The 19,373-nt window shown below is 41.7% G+C and carries 15 protein-coding genes and 1 pseudogene; 12 read left to right on the top strand and 4 right to left on the bottom strand.

Annotation, left to right across the window (positions count from 1 at the left end; all coding sequences use genetic code 11):
- The first annotated feature begins 128 nt into the window (after positions 1-128).
- The 3 genes from C9J48_RS06920 to C9J48_RS06910 all read left to right on the top strand — a co-directional run bounded on the left by C9J48_RS06920 (position 129) and on the right by C9J48_RS06910 (position 5,400).
- Positions 129-1,484, top strand: coding sequence for an alpha-glucosidase/alpha-galactosidase (locus C9J48_RS06920; protein ID WP_006228956.1), 1,356 nt, complete (start codon positions 129-131; stop codon positions 1,482-1,484).
- Between the two features lie 112 nt (positions 1,485-1,596).
- Positions 1,597-3,024, top strand: coding sequence for a melibiose:sodium transporter MelB (gene melB, locus C9J48_RS06915; protein WP_006228957.1), 1,428 nt, complete (start codon positions 1,597-1,599; stop codon positions 3,022-3,024).
- A 117-nt stretch (positions 3,025-3,141) separates the two neighbouring features.
- The gene (locus tag C9J48_RS06910; protein WP_006228958.1) at positions 3,142-5,400 is read left to right on the top strand and encodes an SGBP N-terminal domain-containing protein; all 2,259 of its coding nucleotides are present in this window, start codon (positions 3,142-3,144) and stop codon (positions 5,398-5,400) included.
- A 707-nt stretch (positions 5,401-6,107) separates the two neighbouring features.
- Here C9J48_RS06910 and C9J48_RS06905 read toward each other — a convergent pair.
- A pseudogene (locus C9J48_RS06905) lies at positions 6,108-6,469 on the bottom strand (FadR/GntR family transcriptional regulator); the annotation flags it as partial.
- A gap of 416 nt (positions 6,470-6,885) precedes the next feature.
- Here C9J48_RS06905 and C9J48_RS06900 point away from each other — a divergent pair.
- From C9J48_RS06900 to C9J48_RS06875, 6 genes are read left to right on the top strand one after another with little or no spacing between them, the layout of a single operon-like run.
- Positions 6,886-7,995, top strand: a complete 1,110-nt coding sequence (locus C9J48_RS06900; RefSeq protein WP_036802872.1) for a tetratricopeptide repeat protein — start codon at positions 6,886-6,888, stop codon at positions 7,993-7,995.
- Between the two features lie 15 nt (positions 7,996-8,010).
- Entirely contained in the window at positions 8,011-9,531 is a 1,521-nt protein-coding gene (locus C9J48_RS06895) for a 4Fe-4S dicluster domain-containing protein (RefSeq protein WP_006228961.1), read from the top strand.
- A complete protein-coding gene (locus C9J48_RS06890; protein WP_006228962.1) occupies positions 9,531-9,857 on the top strand; it encodes a VcrB family reductive dehalogenase putative membrane anchor in 327 nt (108 codons plus the stop codon). The genes C9J48_RS06895 and C9J48_RS06890 overlap by 1 nt, the downstream gene beginning before the upstream one ends.
- A 40-nt stretch (positions 9,858-9,897) precedes the next feature.
- Positions 9,898-11,136, top strand: coding sequence for a 4Fe-4S binding protein (locus C9J48_RS06885; protein ID WP_006228963.1), 1,239 nt, complete (start codon positions 9,898-9,900; stop codon positions 11,134-11,136).
- Positions 11,136-11,345: a hypothetical protein gene (locus C9J48_RS06880; RefSeq protein WP_006228964.1), complete on the top strand. Its 210-nt coding sequence runs from the start codon at positions 11,136-11,138 to the stop codon at positions 11,343-11,345. Before C9J48_RS06885 ends, C9J48_RS06880 begins: the two co-directional genes overlap by 1 nt.
- Before the next feature lie 59 nt (positions 11,346-11,404).
- On the top strand, positions 11,405-12,295 hold the full coding sequence (locus C9J48_RS06875) for a helix-turn-helix transcriptional regulator (protein WP_006228965.1): 891 nt from the start codon (positions 11,405-11,407) through the stop codon (positions 12,293-12,295).
- A 165-nt stretch (positions 12,296-12,460) separates the two neighbouring features.
- On the opposite strand, the gene C9J48_RS06870 is transcribed toward C9J48_RS06875, so the two are convergent.
- From C9J48_RS06870 to yidA, 3 genes are all read right to left on the bottom strand, one after another.
- Complete coding sequence (locus C9J48_RS06870; protein ID WP_006228966.1) at positions 12,461-13,528, bottom strand: DUF2955 domain-containing protein; 1,068 nt, start codon at positions 13,526-13,528, stop codon at positions 12,461-12,463.
- Complete coding sequence (locus tag C9J48_RS06865; RefSeq protein ID WP_006228967.1) at positions 13,518-14,690, bottom strand: HlyD family secretion protein; 1,173 nt, start codon at positions 14,688-14,690, stop codon at positions 13,518-13,520. Before C9J48_RS06865 ends, C9J48_RS06870 begins: the two co-directional genes overlap by 11 nt.
- Before the next feature lie 220 nt (positions 14,691-14,910).
- On the bottom strand, positions 14,911-15,720 hold the full coding sequence (gene yidA / locus C9J48_RS06860; RefSeq protein WP_006228968.1) for a sugar-phosphatase: 810 nt from the start codon (positions 15,718-15,720) through the stop codon (positions 14,911-14,913).
- Between the two features lie 393 nt (positions 15,721-16,113).
- Between yidA and C9J48_RS06855 the strand changes: the two genes are divergently transcribed.
- From C9J48_RS06855 to C9J48_RS06845, 3 genes are read left to right on the top strand one after another with little or no spacing between them, the layout of a single operon-like run.
- Positions 16,114-17,112, top strand: coding sequence for an ABC transporter substrate-binding protein (locus C9J48_RS06855; protein ID WP_006228969.1), 999 nt, complete (start codon positions 16,114-16,116; stop codon positions 17,110-17,112).
- 60 nt (positions 17,113-17,172) lie between these two features.
- Complete coding sequence (locus C9J48_RS06850) at positions 17,173-18,063, top strand: ABC transporter permease (protein WP_006228970.1); 891 nt, start codon at positions 17,173-17,175, stop codon at positions 18,061-18,063.
- A 1-nt stretch (position 18,064) separates the two neighbouring features.
- On the top strand, positions 18,065-19,348 hold the full coding sequence (locus C9J48_RS06845) for a quaternary amine ABC transporter ATP-binding protein (RefSeq protein WP_006228971.1): 1,284 nt from the start codon (positions 18,065-18,067) through the stop codon (positions 19,346-19,348).
- Positions 19,349-19,373: the final 25 nt, after the last annotated feature.

Below are 19,373 nucleotides of genomic sequence, written 5' to 3'. Positions count from 1 at the left end.
ATACGGAGTGAAAATCTTAACAAATAGGACAGTGATAGCACTTACCGAGACGATTAAGGTGATAGAAGGCGTGTAATGTTTCACCATCACATTACGTTAGTTTTATTGAGATTAAGGATATAAATCGCATGAAGACTCCACAAATCACCTTCATCGGTGCGGGTTCGACTATTTTCGTTAAGAACATTCTTGGCGACGTTTTTCATAAACCAGCACTGAAGCATGCTCATATCGCATTGATGGATATCGACCAAACTCGTTTAGAAGAATCTCAGATTGTCGTTAGAAAGCTCATGGAATCTGCTGGTGCAACAGGCAACATAACCTGTCACCTGAATCAAAAAGATGCTCTGCAAGATGCCGATTTTGTCGTTGTTGCATTTCAGATTGGTGGTTATGAGCCGTGTACTGTTACTGATTTTGAGGTCTGTAAGCGTCACGGTCTAGAGCAAACTATTGCTGATACCTTAGGCCCTGGTGGCATTATGCGTTCATTACGTACTATTCCTCATTTATGGCAGATCTGTGAAGACATGACCGAGGTTTGCCCAGATGCAACCATGCTTAATTATGTGAATCCGATGGCGATGAATACTTGGGCGATGTATGCAAAATACCCAAACATTAAGCAGGTTGGTCTGTGCCATTCAGTGCAAGGTACCGCTGAAGAATTAGCGCGCGACTTAGAGTTGGATTATAACGATTTACGTTATACCTGTGCCGGTATTAACCATATGGCTTATTACCTCACATTAGAGAAGAAAAACGCGCAAGGTGAGTATGTAGATATTTACCCTGATTTGCTGGCAGCCTTTGAAAATGGTCAAGCACCTAAACCTGGCCAACATCATAACGGTCGTTGCGTAAACCTCATTCGTTATGAAATGTTCAAAAAGCTGGGCTACTTTGTGACTGAATCGTCAGAGCATTTTTCTGAATATACACCGTACTTCATTAAACCAAATCGCCCTGATTTGATTGAACGTTATAAAGTGCCACTAGATGAGTATCCGAAACGTTGTGTTGAGCAAATAGCTGATTGGAAACAAGATCTGGAAGCGTTTAAAAACGCAGATAGTATCGATGTGAAAGAATCGCATGAGTACGCAAGTACGATTATGAATGCAATCTGGACGGGTACGCCGAGCGTGATTTACGGCAACGTAAGAAATGACGGTCTGATTGAGAACCTACCACAGGAATGCTGTGTGGAAGTTGCCTGTCTGGTTGATGCTAACGGTATTCAACCGACGAAAGTAGGTCGCTTACCAAGCCATCTAGCGGCATTAATGCAAACCAATATTAATGTTCAAACGCTACTGACTGAAGCTATTTTAACTGAAAACCGAGATCGCATTTATCACGCTGCCATGCTGGATCCGCATACTGCGGCAGTATTAGGGCTAGAAGAGATTTATACGTTAGTTGATGATCTTATTGAGGCACATGAAGGTTGGCTGCCTGCATGGGTTCACAAACATTAATAGCGAATAAAACAACAAAGAATAATCAATATAAATAAAGAATATAACTAACCAATAACGTGAAACTAAATGGAATGATGCCCTCTCGAATGAGGGGGCTAAAGGAGCCACAATGAGTGTTTCAATGAACACCAAGCTGAGTTATGGATTTGGCGCGTTTGGTAAAGATTTTGCGATTACCATCGTTTATATGTACCTAATGTTTTACTACACCGATGTTGTGGGTATTTCTGCTGGCGTCGTCGGAACGCTTTTCTTAGTGGCTCGAATCTGGGATGCAGTGAATGATCCGATTATGGGGTGGTTGGTTAACAACACCCGTACTCGCTGGGGAAAATTCAAACCCTGGATTCTTATCGGCACCATCACCAACTCTGTCGTGTTGTTTATGCTGTTTAGTGCTCACTACATTGAAGGTCCGTGGCTTATTGCTTATGTCGCAGTAACCTACATTTTATGGGGTATGACTTACACCTTAATGGATATTCCTTTTTGGTCTTTGGTTCCGACTTTGACGTTAGATAAGCGCGAACGCGAAGAATTAGTGCCTTACCCGCGTTTTTTTGCCAGCCTAGCGTGGATTGTGACAGCAGCGATTGCGATGCCATTTATCAACTATGTGGGGGGCGATGACAAAGGCTTCGGCTTCCAAGTCTTTACCTTATTGTTGATTGTGTGTTTTGCAGTATCGACGTTCATAACCCTTCGCAATGTAAAAGAACGCTACTCGACCGATCAACTAGACAGCACAGCAGCCGAAGAGAAAGTTTCGCTGAAAAAAATGCTCGCGCTTATTTACAAAAATAGCCAGCTTACAAGTTTGTTGTGTATGGCGTTATCGTACAATCTCGCGACCAATATTATTATGGCGTTCGCGGTGTACTATTTCACCTACGTGGTTGGTAATGAAGATCTGTTCCCGTACTACATGGCCTATGCGGGTATCGCGAACCTTATTACTCTAGTGCTGTTTCCTAAACTGGCGAAGCTTTTTTCTCGCCGTGTGCTTTGGGCGTGTGCATCAAGCTTTCCGATTATTGGCAGTATCGTTCTGATTTACATCGGTATGTACGATCAGCAAAGCATACTATTAATCTCTACTGCGGGTGTACTACTTCAAATTGGTACGGCGTTATTCTGGGTACTGAACGTGATCATGGTCGCTGACACCGTTGATTATGGTGAATATAAGCTTGGGATCCGTTGTGAAAGTATTGCTTACTCTGTTCAGACGCTAGTGGTAAAAGCTGGCTCTGCGTTTGCGGCATTCTTTATTGGTATTGCCCTTACTGTTGTAAATTATGTGCCAAATGTTGAGCAAAGTGCCGATACCATCTTTGGTATGCAGTGCGTCATGATCGGGCTACCAAGCTTCTTCTTCGCTATTGCACTGTTCATCTATTTCCGCTTCTACAAACTGAATGGTGCATACCATCAGAAAATTCAGAATCATCTGACAGAAAAATACGATCACATCAGTACTGAATCAGATGAAAATGGTAAGCAATCTGAGACAGGAAAACCCATTCAAGCTGTTTAATCTAACCCTAAGGCCATTATTTAATGGCCTATTTAAACAATAATAATAGCCACTATAAAACAGCTTATTTAATTATAAATTTATCTGATAACGACATATTCAAATGGAAGAGAAGTAATGAACCTAAAACTACTCGTACCAGTTATTGCCGGTACACTTGTATTATCGAGTAGCGCTTTTGCGTTACAGGCTAGCGGCAGCATGAACGCGGCTGAAGTGGCGTATAAAAAGCCGACGATTGAAAACTTATTGACGAACCCTGCATTTGAAAACAAAGGGTTGGGTTGGAGCTACTGGTTTGCAAATTTTAAAGATGATAACGCATATGTAGGCCGTTATCGGGGAAGAATCGCCACTGGTTCTAGCCATAGTATTAGCCAAATGGTGACGATCCCAGAAACAGGTTATTACGATTTATCTGCTTATATCATTAGCCCAAGCAACGATGCGATTCTATCTTTGACTAATATGGCGAACGAGGTTTTAGTCAGTACCGAAATTAAAAAAAGCAAAAAATACAAACGCACAGCACTTAAACATATCCCACTTGAACAAGGTGAGCAGTTAAACGTTTTCTTTACTGGTTCAGACAAAGGCAGTGTGAGTGTTGATAATGTCACGTTGAGTAAAAGTCCTAAGAATAAAGCGCCAGCGTTTAACCAAGTGATTGGTTTCAATGTGGCAGAACAATCTGGTTTAACTGCTATCAATAAAAACAGCAAAACCATTGAGTTTCATCTGCCATTTGGCAGTGATTTAGAAAATGTGCAGATAGGGGATATTACGGTTTCATCTGGTACTTCAGCATCGCTTCGCACTGGTGATGTTGTGGATTTTAGTCAGCCAGTGACTATTACTTTGACTGATGAAAAAGGCCGTATAGAACAGTGGGTAGCAACTGCTGTAGAGAAAGAAAAAGAAGTGACCGTAACCTCTTCAAACCAAAAACTTGAAGCATCATTCGAATGGGCGATTGATAAAACCCGCCAGTTCGTGATGACAGGTAAGCACGATTTAGTCAATCGAGATGAAAACAATAATGACGGCAGCGGAACCGCCGATTATATCCCTTCTTACTGGGCGGGTTACTTTGATCGTACCGCATTTTACTCGCGTGATTTTCTTCATCAGGCTGCGGGTGCCAAGCTGGCAGGGCTGGATAACGAAAACTTTTCAATGTTCAAAACCTTTGCGCGCCATTCAACGGAATCAAGAAAATGGTACACCTTGTGGGCCGTTAACTTTGATGGTTCACCGCATACCATTGACTATAAAGACGACGACTGGTTTGTGCGTGAAGTACCCGCTCAGTTCGAGTTTTTAGAAAAAGCCTACGAGCAATATCAATGGACTGGCGATAAACGTTATATCGAAGATGAAGATCTTTGGCGTTTCTACACCAAAGTGTTAACTGATTATATAACCTTGCATGACTTGCAGGATCCTAACGGTATTGCCGAGGGTTACGGTGGTATTTTTGAAGGCTCGGCAACTTATAATGAACGCGGGGAATTCCCGATTGAAGCTGGTGACGGTATAGGATCACAATATCAAGCGACTGTTGCGTATGCAGCGATGCTTGAAGCGCGTGGTGACTACAGTGATGCCAAACTGTGGCAGGAGAAAGCTCAGAAACTCAAAGACTTTTTCAATCAAGATTGGAGCATTGCCGATCCAGATAAACCATTGGCTAACTACGTCAATATTGTTCAAAAAGACGGTTTACGTTTGAACGACTTTGGTAAGGAAAATAGCTGGTTTATGCCAATGAAACTGATTACCGAGCCGGGCGAGCGAAATAACAATTATTTGGATTTTATCTCACAGAACCTAGGTGATGGTATTGGTACAACTCCAGAAGCTCCTAATAATATTGAAGCTTATACCTACATTCCAGAAACATACTTCCCGTATAACCGCAATGAGGAAGCTTGGAAGTGGATGCAATACATCATGGATAAGAAAGATTTGCCCCATGAACGTCCGACTCAAGGTACTAATGGTGATTACCCGGAAATTTCTTTTACCTTCATATCAAATACCGTCGAAGGGTTAATGGGTATTAAACCGGATGCGGCAAACAATGCGGTTGTTACTGCTTCTCACCTAACAACAGATATCGATTGGCTGTCGGTAGATTATCTGCCAATGGGAGAGCATGAGCTCACCATACGTCATGATGGATTAACCAAAACGACGCTCACTAACACATCAGAGAAAACACTGAACTGGCAAGCTTGGTTTTACGGTAACTATGCGGTGCTAAATGTCGATGGTGTATCGATGTCTGCTGAGCATAAATCTGTAAATGGTCAAACCGTAAGTTATGTAGAAATCCCTGTTGGAAGCAATGTAACACGGGTTGTTGAACGCTAGAAAAAAAGCCTAGAGTACCCCTTTAGACTTCAGTAGGTATCTGCTTATCTATACTGATTTCCTCTGATTATTGACACGTCATTGTAGGGTAATGCCATTCGGATAAGCACTAGCGTTTATATTTGAGTGGATAACGGTAAGGTATATAACACCGAACGTGGAAACGTTCGGTGTTTTCTTTTTCTCGGTAAAATGAAATGTTTTATATCCTCACGCATGCGCTGTAGCTACATTGTTAGCGGCTTTTTTACGTCTGGAGTTTGGCAAATAAGATAGGGATGCAGAACCCTAGCTCAGGTTCACCTGAGCGAAGCGAAAGCACATTGCCCGTACCAAAGGTGCGAATCTGGCCAATAACGCGTTAGAGCACAGATAGACTCACCTCTCCATATCAAATTTACCAATAGTAGAATTACTGACGCAACATTTGATTCACTGCCAAATGGCATTTCGACAGAAGAACCAAATTATAAGATAGTTAATGGTTTTTATCAGTTTGAAGGGGCAGATGTGACGAAACTGAAAGTACTGACGGCTGATGATGCTGGGCCTAACTGTCGACTGACTCCAAGCGATAAAAGTTAATATCATCGAGTAATTAAAGAGAGCCTAAGGGCTCTTTTTTTATTTATTATGAAACGTTAGGTCGATAAAGTGGAGAAGGAATAAAGAATGCTGATATTGGCGGAATATCAGCATTTTTAGAATTAAGCAGGCACTTCGTTTGGTAAGCGGTGTTTTTCTTCTTGAAGCAATTGTTGTGAAGCTTGGCGTGCTTTTTCCGCATTACCTGCCAGATGGCATCGTAAATTGCACGGTGCTCACCAATATATACGCCACCATCTTTTGATGAATGGTGAATAAGGCTCATGAAAATAGTGGCAAGTACATTACCAAAAGGCAGATAGAAATTGTTGCCTGTTGAGAAAAAGATCAGGCGATGAAAGTTCATGTCGACTTCAGCCCAACGGCTTTGGTCAAAATTATCAGCGATTTCGCACATTTGTTGGAATGTTTCGGAGAGTTCCATTCGCTGTTCAGCTGTAGCGTTACGGGCTGCTAGGGCACAAACGCGGTAAAAATCGTAGTCATGGAAATTCTTGGAACAATAATTATTATGTATGACTATATGACTACAGTGTAACCCTTTATCAAGTTTAAAAGCAGGTTGGCACTGCTTTTTTAGCCGTCTGTGAGTGTTATTGATCAATGTTTTCAAAATATAAAGATTTAGCCTATCGAAAAGGTAAATGCAGATATGCCAAGCAATATCGTTATAAACTAATAATTGTTCAACTTAATAAAATATAAGAAAAAACAATTATGCAGATTTATATATAGGTATAAGAGTGCTCGATAAAATTTGATCATTATCAATAATTAAAAGAAAGGGAGGTTATCTATCGGTTGACGGTATTTTTTGACCTTTTGACCACTTTATTTGTACGTACCATAACATTATTCAAAATGATTTGGCGTAACGACATGATGGATACAAAGTGGTTAGAACTCTATCAATATCTTCAGGAAAAAACTGGCGGTTTTTTATATGAGGGAAATATCGAAGATAACCTGAATTATAAATATAACTTTATTAAAAGTCAGTTTAGTACTGTATATAGCGGTGAGGATAAAAATAAGAATGACTGGTTAGAACATGAAGCATTCACCGCTTTTTTTAGCGATATCATTCGTCGTGGAAGTTTGTCGCTAAACCAACTAGATACCGCTTATAACATCTTAATGTCGGCTAAGTTATGTCAGCTTGCGCTAGCGGTTATTAATCATTTTCGAACTCAGTTATCTAATGATGAATTTAGTTTAAAGGCTGGACTTATCTATCAGCAGTTAGGGGATCATGAGCATGCCCGAGCAATGTTTGAAGATGGGATAAAGTCTAACCCTAATAGTTACATGTGTTTTAACCACCTTGGTTTTAATCACATCTATACCGGTGAAAATGCGGCGGCAATCGAAATGTTTGAACAGGTTATTGCGCTTGCACCTGAATTATCTGGCGGTTATCAAAATTTAGCGGGCTGCTATTACCAAGATAGTGAATTTAAACAAGCGGCTAATTATTGTGAAAAAGTGTTCACCTTGGACAAAACGATTGTCGCGACTTACATCACAGCGATCAGTGCGTATTTAGCGCTTAAAAATACAGAACAAGCGGAGCGCTGGATCCAATTATCGATTGATAATGAAATCACATCCATGGAACTGGTTCGATTAAGTGGTATTTCAGCATTTCAATGTCAACGTTATGAAGAAGCCATTGCCGCCTTCAACCATTACCTCAGTAATACCCCTGATTCTTACGATGTGCTGCATTTAAGAATAAAAGCTCAAATTGGTGCTCATCAGTGGACCGTATTAGAGCCCGATTTGAAATGCCTATTGGCGTTTGACCCACATGACTGTGAGCTGCTTGAGCAGCTTTTTCTTACCTATTACCACACCAAGCAGTGGTTAGATGCTGAGTATGTGCTGGCAGAGCTTAATAAACTATCAACGCACTATAGCAGCATTTATCGCGACCAAATTAATGAGATCAGACAGCAAAATAGTATTGCTGTAAGTGTAATTAGCTAGTATTGGGGAGCAACAGTGAAATCTAAAAATAGCACAATAGAAGGTGCAGATAACCCTTCGCGTCGTAATTTTCTAAAGATGGGAGGCGTAGCCGCTGCAGCAGTTACTGTTGGTGCATCGGCAGGTGCTGGTTTTGCTCTTGGCCGCGATCCCGATGCCAATGTGGGGTATGGCCGAACGGAAGCGGGTAAAGACATGTTCTTTAATCGTGAACCTTTCCGGGTTAATAGCGCGCCAACGTTAGAAGTGGCGGGTAAATTGGTACGTCCTGAGTGGAGTGATTTCTTATTTCACCGTACTGGCGTGCTTTCAACATTAATGAAAGATGGCTGGGTACCCACGACCGATTGGAAAACAATTCCAGATACACGAATAAGAGAGTATTACTCGCGTTATCCAGAACGTTGGGATGACATGTACCAATCTTTTAGTGAAAAAGTGAAGCATGATCAAAATGTCGAGAAGCACCGTGATCAATTTGCCTTAGGTTGGGCCCATTCAGCTGCGTTTATGCGTGGGGTATACAGTGATTTCCCACCAAAGCCAAACGGCCATCCAGATGAAGTGGATTTCCAATGGGTTAGAAGGGAGCAGCAGGAATTTAAATCGCCCCAACATGCCTCTGATCTGATCAAAAAAATGGCGTTTAAATTTGGTATGAGCATTGTAGGGATCACCAAAATGGACCCTAATTTTGTGTTTAAAAATACCATGCGCGGCATGCCTGAGTGGGATGAGTCGATTCCCAAGCACTGGAAAAATGTCATTGTTTTTGGTACGCCGATGAACTGGGATCCAATGTATGCAGCGATTGGCTATTCTACCTCGTATGATGGTTATTTTAGAGCCAAAAATGCAGCTGGTTTGATGGCCGCTTATTTAGGTGAGCTTGGCTATGCTGCGCGACCACAATGGCCCGGTTCTGATTACGAGATCATTGTGCCACCACTTGCTATTCAAGCGGGTATGGGGGAAGCAGCGCGCAATGGTATTTTACTAACGCCAGAGCTGGGGCCAAATATTCGATTAGCGGCGGTGATCACCGATCTTGATCTTGAAGCCGATAAACCTATCAATACTAAAGTTCAGCACTTTTGTGAAGAGTGTAAGATTTGTGCTGATTCGTGCCCAAGTGGATCGATTAGCCATGCCGATAAACCAGATGCAGTGGTTCGTGGTTATCGTAAGTTTGCCTTCAACCAAGATGGCTGTTGGAAGTTATGGCGCCAAGGGCCAACTGAAACAGGGATGGGTTGCCGTGTGTGTATCGCAGTTTGTCCTTATACACGTAAAAACAACTGGATACACGCGTTGGTGAAAGAAGCGGATCCGCGAGACCCTACTGGTGCTACACGTAAAGCGCTGCTTGCGATGCAGCATAACTTCTTTTATTACCCCGATGCAGAAGCGTATCACGGTGATTGGAATGGCGGACGATTTGCTGGCTATCACCAGCCACCAGAATGGTTGCGTAGTGAAAATTATTTAAAAGTCACCAAAACTTGGGAATATGACGGAAACTGGGAGGGATTTTAATGTTTCCACAATCAACGGTATTAGACCCGCTATTTTGGATGGGATTAGGCGCGCTGCAAATATTAGTGTTTGCTGGGGCAAATCAATGGGCTAAAGAATATCAGCTGGGAATGAAGCTGTGGAAATGGTGCTTAGTTGGTGGCTGGTGGTTCTCGATGATGCTGACCATTGCTGGTGCATTTACCTTATTGGGTGAGAATGAAGGTTTAGCTGGCTGGTATTTACTCGGCTTTGCTGGAACGTTGCTAATCATTGTGGGTGCATTGTTATTGCGGCTTTTGATTGCAATGAAACCGAAGGATATAAGCATTAACATTAGTGAATAAGGTATATCCCCGTATTGTCATAATACGGGGATAATAAAATATGATGAAAAAAACGTCTTCGAAATCAAAAGTATTTGATAAGTTTATTAGTGTACTTTCAATATTACTGTTTGCTGTTTTTTTGTATTTAGGGGGGGATCGGAGTCAACATAATCAACAGGCTCAATTATCCTATTTAACCCTTCAATCGGAGCAGCTTGAACCAGCAGGATCGAATACCTTCCAAGGTGTGGTTCGAAGTGATAATGAAAGTAACGTAGTTGAATGGATAAGTGTTGGAAGCGGTATTGGCTATGGCGGCGAGATGCTCGCTGGCATTAATATCTCACCCTCGGGCACATTACAAGCACTGGCAATTATTGATTCAAAAGAGACTTCAACCTATTTAGACAAAGTCATGCAGAGTGGGGTTGTTGACCGTATTTTAGGTCAACCCATTGATACCAACGTCACGTTTGATAGCGTGACGGGCGCGACCCTAACTTCAACTGCCTTAATGGATGCGGTTGAGCATGCTGCGAAGCCTGTTCGTGAGCAAATCTACGGCTATACCTTGTCTGAGTCGAAAAGTATTTTTTCTTCGCTGCAGTGGTTAGACTTAGTCGCATTCGTCTTTTTTGGTGTCGCGGTGTGGGCAAGCAGAACCCGAAATAAAAAGAAAGTGATGATCAACTGGGTCGTGCTTATTATCTCAATGGGGGTATTCGGTTTTTATTCAGCAACGCTGTATACCGCATCCACTATGGGTATGGTCATTTCTGGTGCTTGGCTATATGGTTTCGTGAATTACACGCCTTTAATCTTGATCCTGTTAAGCATCGTATACATATTGTATTACAACCGAAATGTCTATTGTCAGAATATCTGTCCTTTCGGTGCGGTGCAGCAATGCCTAGCGAAGGTCGGTAATGCAAAATCCTCCACAATCAAAAACGAATTTCTGTTGTGGTTCCCTCGCGTATTATTATTAACTACATTGTGTCTTGGCGCATATTTTCGTAATCCGGTCGCATTTTCTTACGAACCGTTTGGTATTATGTTTGGCATGATTGGGACGATGTACCTTTTTGTTCTGACAATTGTTATTTTATTAACATCATTGGTGGTTCGTCGACCGTGGTGTCAGACGTTATGCCCAATTAATGCGATGACTGACTTTTTGACGTTCAATAAATCATGGTTTAAACAGGTACAAAAAAAACGAGCAAAACAACACCGTCAACAACGAAAGCAAGCTGAAGATGGTCAATGCCAGAGCAAGACTGGAGGACGTGAGTAATGAGAAAAAACCTGACTTTTGTTTTTTACTGCGTTTCAACGGTATTGATTATTGCCCACTTGTGGGACAGCTTTGTGACTCAAAATTCCGTTGCCAAGCAAAATAAGCCGCTGTACATTTTCAGTATTGAGGTGGAAACAACCATCGAACCTGATATCGAGATTGATTACCAAAAAGTCGCAGCAGAGTTATCAGAACTGAACTATTAAGTTATTGATGACATTAAGAAGGATACCTAAGAGGCATGGGTTGCCTCTTTTTTATTAGGATGATCGTGATAAATAAAGATATTCCCGCAGTATTGCTCAACGATGTGAGTGCTAATTTAGAGCTTTCTTTTAACACTATCGCGACGTTCTATCAGCAACGAGACCTGCTCTATATCGGTAAACCACACCGTTTACGGTTTAGCGCCTTGATCTATATAACTCAGGGGGAGGGCTATCATTTTATTGATTACAAAAGGTATCAATTGAAGCCTGGTACACTGCTCACTTTGGGTAAACATCAAGTCCATCATTTTTCTGAACATTGCAGCGTTGAAGGATACGTCATTTCTTTTAGTAATGAGTTTTTACACTCGGGGGGCGACGATCCTTACCAAGAAGTAATGGCAACAGCGGTTGAAGAAGTTAATTGTATTACTGAAACAGCAGATAACCTTGGTGTTTTATTTGACCAGATTGACCAAGAGTACCATCGTGAAGGTAGTAGCTATAAAGATGAAATTATTCGAAATTTAATGCGTGCTCTTATGCTAAAAGAAATAGTACCTAACTATCAAGCGTTGTGTAATAACACCAGCCTGTGTCAAAAGAATATTAATTATCACGCATTAAAAAAGTATATCGAAAAAGTCTTTAGTCAACGTCCTTCCGTCGGGGATGTGGCAAAAATAATGGGAAAAAGTATCAAACAGCTTGATAAAATTGCGAAAGATTATTCAGGTCGCAGTGTTAAAGAGTTAATTGATGATAGAGTCTTGCTTGAGGCAAAACGCTTGTTGGCCTTTAGCCAGTATTCGATACTGGATATCTCGCTGCAGCTCGGATTTAAAGAGGCAACGAATATGACCAAATTTTTCAGACGCCATACCAGTTTGACGCCGAAAGATTTTAGAGACCTCTGTCGAACCAATGTTGCAAAAAGGGTTAGCTAACCAGTGGTATAGATGAAAATCAAGAACGGTCAGCATCAACCATAAGTACAGGGTTTATCGAATAATTTGTCTTAGCTTAAATACTTACAAAAAAGCCTCTATATTGTTAGCGACTTTTTACGTTTGGAGTTTGCCAGTAAGGTAGGGGTTTACTCTAAATCAGTTTTACTCTGAGCCCTTTGTCACTTCCTGCTTGTATTGCCACTTATCTAGAATAAACGACACCACAATCATATAAATACTTGCCATCATTATCTGTGCGATACGCATGTAAAAGTTATCGTCCATCAACTTGCTGTCGGACGCGACAGTTGAGCCAAGTAAAACCAGTAATGCTGACATTACGCCAGCCCAGATAGGGGCTTTGGCGGGTTCGTTGAAAATTTTTGTTCCTAATACCAAACCAATCAGCGCAATAAGGCTGAGCATGAATAAGAAATGCGGCACCATAACAAGTAACTCGTAATACACAATCGCCACTAAGCCACCGATTATATTGGTCAGCAGCAGAAACATGCTCACTTTTATACTTTTCTGCCCCGCGGTCTGCAATGATAAAAGACCAATGAATGCCATGGTGAGTATTGCACCTGTTATTTGGAAATAATAAAAATAGGCAATAATTGGAAAAGAAATGGTTAAGGCTTTTAATGATTCGAATACACGTTGGTCATGTGTTAGCGAGGGAGCGGGTTGTAGTTGCTCTTTATTAATAGGGGCTATATCAGGTAATAAGAGGTGAAGTAAGCCAAATAGCAATACAGCGACCACTCCAGACGTAGCTAATCCCACACCTATGTAAACAGCCAAACCTGGTGATATTATGCCCATGAAAGGCAGTAGCATTACCGCGATCATTAAAATGGTCGCGAAAAAATTCCACTGTGGATCCATGAATAGGTAATAGGCTGTGAACATCAGTAAGCTCAGTAGCAATAACAAAGGCAACGGATACTGAGTGATGCCGGCACTGACAGATAAGCCAATAAGTACGGTTACCGTCATTGCTAAGAGTAATTGACTGATTGTATGAGAGGTTGGCTTTTGGTGATCAACTAGAAATTTAGCGAGAAAGACAGGCGCAACAAAAGACAGCCCCCACCCAATGCCGAATGCCAAAGCACACGCGACAACAAGCCCTATAACGTAACGAAAAATACGACGCTGAGCTATGGCTTGTTCCGTGGGAGGAGTGTGTATATCAGCAACTAGTTCATGGCTGTTATCGGACATAAGATAACCAGCTCATTATACGAATCCATACTCGACCAAACGTATTCATGACTGAAGATTGTTCGGTATATACGATGATGTCGGCTTGTCCGCCCACTCGACGGAAGCCTCGGGCTGTTTCATCGTCAAATCGAATCGTCACTGGAAAACGCTGGGTCTGTCGTAGCCAACCGGTTTGAGATGTAACAGCCGCGAGTTTGCCTGCTTGTTCATTTTCACCCCAGCTGATCCCCCAATCAATCCCCGCTATTTTCCCTGCAAAAACACGACCGGGAGCATAATCCAAAACGATGTCTACGCTATCACCAATTTTCATATTGCCAATACTATTCTCACGAAAATAGGCATCAATCCAAACGTCTTCACCCGAAACAAAGGTGAATAAAGGTTGACCTGCTTGGGCGTAGAAACCTTCATCTAAACGGAAGTTTGTTACGCCACCAATCGCTGGCGCTCTAATAACCGTGCGGTCTAAATCAAGCTGCGCTTTTTGTAACTTTAATAATGCTGATTTTACTTCGCTATTTTCATTACCGGTTGAGCCAAGCTGTTTCTTTGCTTGTTCTATACCAGCTTGCGCAGTTTCTACTTGTGCTTTAGCACTGGCAAGTGAAGCGCGTGTTTTATCAGCATCAGATTTCGAAACAATACCTTTTTTTTCCATGGTCAAAATACGTGTGGCTTGTGCACGTAAGTGGGCTTGATTGGCTATTGCATCGGTTAATTTGGCTTGGGCTGAAGCAATAGACGCTGTTTGTACACCAACACTTTTCCCTGCATTGACTAACCCTTGCTCTGCTTCTTGAATTGCGAGCTCATAATCAGCAGAATCAATTTTCACCAAAATATCGCCAGGATTAACAATTTCGTTGGGTTCTACCGCGACTTCGGCCAACCGTCCTGAGACTAAAGGTGTCATGGGAATAACAAATCCACGAACACGTGCCATATCTGTAGAGGGAATAATACGATCGGCGGCAATATAGAAAACAAATAAACCAATACATAAAGAAAGTACAAACGTTGTTAAACGTTTTACTTTATTGGGAGGGGATTTCTCTTTTTTGGTACGAACTTTTTTTATACGTTTGGGTTTTTCTGATTTTGAGGCGATCCTTTCCCTTGGTTCGACCTGCACTTTAGGCATGTTCTCGTCAGACATCTCTCACTCCATTCCGTTAAGTGTCATCTTATGCTTTAGTAAGCATAGCGGAATAAAGAAAATAATAAATGGTTAATAGATTGATTCATGATAGAAAATACAGAGTTATACATTTTCTAACAATGGTTAAAATTAATTGTTTTGAGGTGATAAAGAAGAATAAAAGCGAAGGTTAATACTATTGTGAGTCACGACCTTCACTTTTGTAATCAATTCATACTTAGGCGTTAATAATAAATTTCTCTATTGCTTTAGCAACACCATCGTCATTGTTATTGTCAGTAATATAATTCGCAATCGCTTTGGTATCGTCGGTTGCATTACCCATTGCAATGCCGAGCCCTGCATATTCCAGCATGTGATGATCATTTCCCGCATCGCCCATGCAAATGACTTCACTTGCATCAATGCCTAAATGCTCTGCCAACGCTTTTACGCCAGCACCTTTGTTGCTGTTCTTGTTCATAAACTCTAAGAAAAATGGTGCACTTTGTACGATAGTGTATTGATCGTATAGTGCCGCAGGTAATTGAGCGATAGCTTTTGATAATAGCTCTGGCTCATCAATCATCATCACTTTTAAGATTTCTTCGTTATTATCTAATTCAGCGAAATCAATTTCAGTAATATCAAGACCGTTGATGGTCGCTTCATGTTGGGTGTAGTGGTTGTTCTCTGGAGTGATTAAACCTTGGCGGCGAGAAAACCCGTGTACGTGAACACCAAAATCATGGCTTAGGCTAGCGATGTTTTTTGCATCACTGCCTAATAATAGCTGGCTGCGAATAACACTTTGGCTTTCTACACGCTGAACTAATGAACCGTTGTAGCATAAAACGTAATCGTCGTTGCTGGTCATGCCTAATTCATTGAGTGCATCGGTCATTCCTTCTAGCGGACGGCCAGACGCTAATACCACCACTACGCCTTTTTCACGTGCTGCCGCTATGGTTTGTTTTGTTTTTTTAGAAATCTTCCCCTGACTATTAAGTAGGGTGCCATCCATATCTAATGCAACCAGTTTATACATGTTGTTCATCCACTATAAGAAAATACTAACGCGTCTATTCTAATCAATAAATGTGACAGACTCGACAAAAAATGCGTTTGTTTTTTTAACGATAGAATCGTCATTAACTTTCTTATTGAATACCAGAGAGTGAAAGTGAATTTGCACTCGTTGATTAGTTGAGATGGCTGTTAGGAAGGAACTTGGTAGATAATTGTTGATAGCTGTAATAATTACAGCACTAAACATTTTTTTGTTGGTTTATTGTGAAATAACGCATTAAAGCACTGGATATTTCTTATTTGTCGCCAATAATTGATTAGATGACAGAATATGTTTGATGCAATTTGATTGTATTCATGTAAGCTATTGAAAGGTTTGTAAGGAATCAAACCCTTAAATAAGGATATTTATATGCGTAAAATTCTTGCGACATCGCTTGTTTTAGCCTCTGTTTCGTTCACCGCTTCCGCTGAAGAGTGTGGCAAAGTGACCATTGCGGACATGAACTGGAATTCAGCAACATTAATTGCCAATATAGACCGTTTTATCTTAGATCACGGTTATGGGTGTGATGCTGAATTGGTGCCGGGCGATACGATGCCAACAGGTGCATCGATGATCGAAAAAGGGCAGCCGGATGTTGCACCTGAGTTCTGGAGTAACTCGATGAAAGCGGCTCTCGACAAAGGCGTTGATGAAGGTCGTATTCGTTATGCGGGTTCCAGCTTATCAGAAGGTGGTGAAGAAGGTTTTTGGGTGCCGGAATATATGGTGAAAAAAGACCCAACCTTAGCCACTATCGAAGGTGTGAAAGCCAACGCAAAATTATTTGAACATCCAGAAGACCCAGATAAATCTGCTTTCATGGGATGTCCTGCTGGTTGGAATTGTCAGATCTCTGCGGGTAATTTATTCAATGCTTTAGAGTTGGATAAAGCGGGTTTTGATTTGATTGATCCGGGGTCAGGTGCTGGTCTATCGGGTTCGATTGCCAAAGCATATGAACGTGAAGAAGCATGGTTTGGTTACTATTGGGCTCCGACAGCTGTTTTGGGTAAATACAAAATGGTGAAAGTCGATTTCGGTTCTGGCGTTGATGAAAAGCAATTCAAAGATTGTACGACGAACGAAGATTGTTTAGATCCAAAAGTGACGATGTACCCACCATCTCCCGTCGATACTGTTGTTACTGAGACCTTTGCGAAGCGTGCTCCAGCAGCGATGGAATACCTATCTTCACGTGCCTTTACTAATGCGAAAATGAATGCATTACTAGCGTGGATGGAAGATAACCAAGCTGATGGTGAGCTTGCTGCGGAAGAGTTTTTGAATGAAAACTCAGATATTTGGATGAAATGGGTAAGTCCTGAAACCGCGGACAAAGTAAAGAAAGCATTAGCTGAGCTGTAAACCTTTATAGAGCCCGACAATTGACTGTCGGGCTTTTGCATTTTTAGGGAAGAAATTGTTATGTCAGATAAATCATGGTTAACGGAAATTCCGCAGCTTGATCGCTATCAACTGCTCGAAATTCGTAAAACTCTCGATGGGGCTTACCGCTCCTTTTCTCGTGAATACGGTGACAATATCGAAGCCTTCTTCGACCCTCTGTTATCGTTCCTTATCTGGTTTGAAAAATTATTATTAGGCACGCCATGGTGGATTGTTATTGGTGTGTTGGCCGGCTTTGCGTTTATGGCGAGCCGTTCTTGGAAATTAACCGTTGGTGTTGTTGTCGCCTTTTCACTTATTGGTGTATTTGGGATGTGGGATAACACCATGCGTACCATGAGCATTATTTTAGTCTCAACAATGGTCGCTATCGGGGTGGGAATACCCATAGGTATTGCGATGGCACGCTCCAATAGGGTGCAATCAGTCGTTACGCCAATGCTCGATATTATGCAAACTATGCCCGCATTTGTGTATTTGATTCCGGTCGTTATGTTATTGGGTATTGGTAAAATACCAGGTGTGATTGCCGTGGTGATCTATGCAGTGCCGCCCGTTATTCGTTTGACTAACCTTGGTATTCGTTTAGTGGATGAAGAAGTGCTTGAAGCTGCTACAGCTTACGGAGCCAGCCCTATGCAACGTTTATTTGGCGTGCAGATCCCGTTGGCTATGCCGAATATCATGGCGGGTATCAACCAAACTATCATGATGGCACTCGCCATGGTTGTTATTGCTTCAATGATCGGTGTTAAAGGGTTAGGGCAGCCTGTACTTAAATCCATTACTAACCAATACTTTACTCTAGGCTTACTTAACGGTTTAGCAATTGTGGCATTAGCCATCATTTTTGACCGTATTTCTCAGAGCTATGCAAAGCGTACCCAACAGCATTTAGGAGGTCGCTAACATGACGGATAAATCACAAACAACACCGCTTATTCGGGTCAAAAATCTGTATAAAGTATTTGGGCCCAATGCGAAAGCCGTGTTGAAACAAGTGAAAGCAGGGAAATCGAAAGATGATATTTTGGCTGAAACGGGTCACACCGTCGGGCTTTGTGATATCAATTTGGATATAAACCCAGGTGAAATTTTTGTCGTGATGGGTTTATCTGGTTCAGGTAAATCGACTCTTATTCGTCACTTTAACCGTTTGATCGATCCCACTGAAGGTGTGATTGAAATTGCGGGTACTGATGTGATGAGCCTAAATGAAAAAGGCTTACAAGACTTTCGCCGTAATAAAATGTCGATGGTATTCCAGCGATTTGGCTTGATGCCACACAGAACTGTGTTGCAAAACATCGGTTACGGTTTGCAAATTCAAGGCTTGAGTAAAAATGATTGGGAAGCTCGTGCCAATGAATGGCTTGAAACCGTTGGCTTGGCTGGGTATGCAAACCAGTATCCATCCCAGTTATCCGGTGGGCAGCAACAGCGTGTGGGGTTAGCCCGTGCTTTATGTACTGATGCCGACATTTTGTTAATGGATGAAGCTTTTTCAGCGCTTGATCCATTGATTCGTAGCGAGATGCAAGATCAGCTTATTGAGCTACAAGAAAAGCTGCATAAAACGATCGTATTTATTACTCATGATTTAGATGAAGCACTGCGCTTGGGTGATAAAATTGCCATTTTGCGTGATGGTGTATTGGTTCAACAAGGTGAGCCTGTCGATATATTGTTGAACCCAGCCGATGATTATGTCGAAGCATTTGTTAAAGATGTTAACCGTGCACGTGCCTTGACTGTAGAAACGGTGATGAAGCCACAAGTCGTGAGAATTTCGGCTGAAACGATTGGTGAAGCTGTCGCAGAAATGCGTAAAGCTAAAGATGATTACGGTTATTACATTAACGATGAGGGTTACCAAGGGGTTATCACGCAAGAAACTCTCGAAAATGTAGAGAAAGCTGATTATGGCAATGCAATTGATGAATCTATGTTGGAAGACGTGCCTTCAATCCAAACGGATGCATTGTTGGAAGCGGTGATTCCTGAAACATTAGAAAGCGATCACCCGTTACCTGTATTGAATGCAGAGGGTGAAGTGGAAGGGCGATTGTCGCGTTCAACTTTAGCTGACGTTCTGAGTGAACAAAGTACTGCATCTGACGAAGAGACTGATAGTGATACAAAAAAGCCCCTTAATGGCAAAGATGCCACACCGGGTAACAGCAAAGCAGCATAAATACATCAATTTTTAATGAAGTACA

The sequence above is a fragment of the Photobacterium profundum genome, from assembly GCF_003026285.1.
GTDB lineage: Bacteria > Pseudomonadota > Gammaproteobacteria > Enterobacterales > Vibrionaceae > Photobacterium > Photobacterium profundum.
Note: the sequence above shows the minus strand (reverse complement) of the source record. Positions and strands in the feature narration are given on the sequence as shown.